This is a genomic window from Gilliamella bombi (genome assembly GCF_900103255.1).
In the GTDB taxonomy this organism is placed as follows: domain Bacteria; phylum Pseudomonadota; class Gammaproteobacteria; order Enterobacterales; family Orbaceae; genus Gilliamella; species Gilliamella bombi.
Map to the genome: position 1 here is coordinate 1 of NZ_FMWS01000083.1, position 2,588 is coordinate 2,588.

General features: G+C 29.2%; 3 protein-coding genes. All 3 read left to right on the forward strand.

Annotated elements, in window-relative coordinates:
* The first annotated feature begins 130 nt into the window (after positions 1 to 130).
* The 3 genes from B9N71_RS12060 (at position 131) to B9N71_RS12070 (ending at position 2,252) form a co-directional block, all read left to right on the forward strand.
* Entirely contained in the window at positions 131 to 559 is a 429-nt protein-coding gene (locus B9N71_RS12060) for a hypothetical protein (RefSeq protein WP_065609576.1), read from the forward strand.
* Between the two features lie 440 nt (positions 560 to 999).
* Positions 1,000 to 1,389, forward strand: a complete 390-nt coding sequence (locus tag B9N71_RS12065; protein WP_085166086.1) for an Imm50 family immunity protein — start codon at positions 1,000 to 1,002, stop codon at positions 1,387 to 1,389.
* Positions 1,390 to 1,958: 569 nt separating this feature from the next.
* Positions 1,959 to 2,252, forward strand: coding sequence for a hypothetical protein (locus tag B9N71_RS12070; RefSeq protein ID WP_085166087.1), 294 nt, complete (start codon positions 1,959 to 1,961; stop codon positions 2,250 to 2,252).
* Positions 2,253 to 2,588 lie beyond the last annotated feature (336 nt).

Sequence of the window (2,588 nt, forward strand, 5' to 3'; positions counted from 1 at the left end):
ATAAAACACTAAAACAAGCAGTTTAATTTTCTACGCGAGTTGTGTACTGAGTTTGGGGTATTTACAAATAAGCTTCGAGATGATATTAAATACTGCATTTCCGGATGCAAACAGTTTAGGAGATAAATATATGACTGAATGGACAGGTGTTATGTATGGCTTTTACACTAATAAGTTGATAGATGATGTATTTTCTTCATTGATCAAAAAAATAGCGTCTATTAATTATAAATATAAACAAGATAGTTTTCGAGATGAAGAATTTCTATTTTTCTATAAAAATGATGAAATGCAAGATTATCACCTTGAGAATGGCTATAATTTGGATATTAATGGTGAAGGTTGTTTTGGAGTTGAGGCAAAAAATACAACGTTGAATGGAATCGCTACACTATTTGAATTTGATAATGATTCTGATTTTGAACCTTATGATATAAATTTGCATTTTGATAATGTATTTTATTATGTACTCGTGTTACCTGAAGCAATTGAAAATTCAAATTTTTGCCAGAATATATATAATTTGTTTATTAATATTCTTAATGAAAAAATAAAATAAATACATATTCAACTGCGGACGCTTTATCCTGATAATCTCGATTCAGCTGTTGGGGTAGGTTAATCTGTATCATTATGTGCCTAATGGGTTGATTTGGTTTGATCTATTTGGTTAAAAAATAAGAAAACATCGTATGATGGTAAAAGTCGAAGAGATGCATTTAGATAGGTAAGCGTGGTGTTGGTATACCAATCAATTACCATTACACGGTCATCTTTACGAGATAGCAATATTATGATTGCTGGAAATGGTCAGCAATAAAGTGAATGTATTGATAAAAAAAGAAAATCCACCTTCATTCAAGAGTGTAGTTTTGGGTACTCTAAAACAGAACAGAGTCATGGTACTGAATCAAATATAATGTTAGACCTTCAAATAATCAGGATACTGGTTATGTTTCTGGAACTCCTGGTCATCATAATTTCTCTAAAGGAATTGATATGTGGTTTGAAAACGCATTAGGCAGAGAAAAAATTCAATTTATGTTTAATAACGAATTTAATTTTCAATCTATTGAATTGAATAGTGTTTCATTTGACAGCTATTCAGAGTTTAAATGTCATTTAAATTGCAAGAAAATCCCCAAAATTTACCCTAAAAAATGGGATAAAGTTGAATTTAATGCATTAAATTTAATTATTACTTTTAATGAGATAGTTCAGTTAAATATGTCTGGTTCAAAAATTGGTTTTTTCTGTTCACCAACCATCAATTCTTTTACTGATTATTCTGAAATAACAGTTCAACATAACAAATTACCACTTTACTGTAAATCAAAGTTTTTAATTATAGAAAGTATAACTCCCTATATAGATGAAAGATGGAATTAAAAATAAAGATGAAATAAATTTTTATTAGCTCGGTGCATCAAAAACATCAAATAGACCGCAAAGGGAATGCAGCTTTCAACTTTGGGATAAAACGGATTCAGGAAATCGAACACGAATCAATTGTACAAAATCAGATATCAGGGACGATATTTAGATAGTGGAAACCAGCTTACATTACAATACTTTCAGGGTATTATGATCTGGGTATAGGTAGATTTACTCAGCCATATCTAGTTGAATTGTGTGTGGCTTGAATCGTGGGGTTTGAGTTGTTTAAAATTTATTCGCGAATAAGAAAGTAATAATCTTGTTAAAGAAGTCGAGATTACAGGAAAATCGCATTAATCAAGTATCGATCATTTAATAGAACAGCTTTTTAAATAATAAAAATCTAGGTATTGGAACCAACGAATTTCTGAAGCTAGAGATCGATATGGGGCATATGTTTATTTTAGAGAAATAAATGATAGTATAATTGAAATATTAGGTTTAGGTAAATCTAACAAGGCTAACCAGCAAACAGTTATCAATGAAGTTTTAAAAGTATTTGGTATAGGAGCTTAAGTATTTTGAATATTAAAATTTTAAAATATGATCAAGATCTTAATCTGGTAAATGATAATGTTGATGTTGAAGTTTTTTTAGACAATGGAAAGCGGTATACTGCAACATTTTTCACTATCGAAAATATAATTTCTATTTTAAATAAGTATAAAGAAACAAAAGAGTGTTGTAATGGCTTATATTTTTGGGCATCAGATATGATTATTGTTGAAAGTTTAAATGACAAAATAATAAATAAAACGATACAGGATTTGATAAAAAATGAAGAATTTCATCATGCTTTTTCATTATTAGAGTAATTAACAAATGTAGAAAAGATCGCATATCTAAATATTCATAGTTTTTATTTCTTTGCTACCTTATTGTAGAAAATCCGCTATTAGTTTTGAAGTATAATGATACAGAAAATAGTATATGAGCCGATACAATATAATTCATATTATCAAGGATAGAATTTAGACAAGTAACTAGTTTATATTACAATACTTTCAGATATTATGCTCCAGATAGGACGCTTTACCCAGTTGGTGATCCTCGCCAAAATATTAGACAGTGCCCACCTCTATCATTTTTTCGTTTTGGTAATATTGTTGTTCATATTGTTCAAGTGATACCCAGCCATTGGCTGAATGACG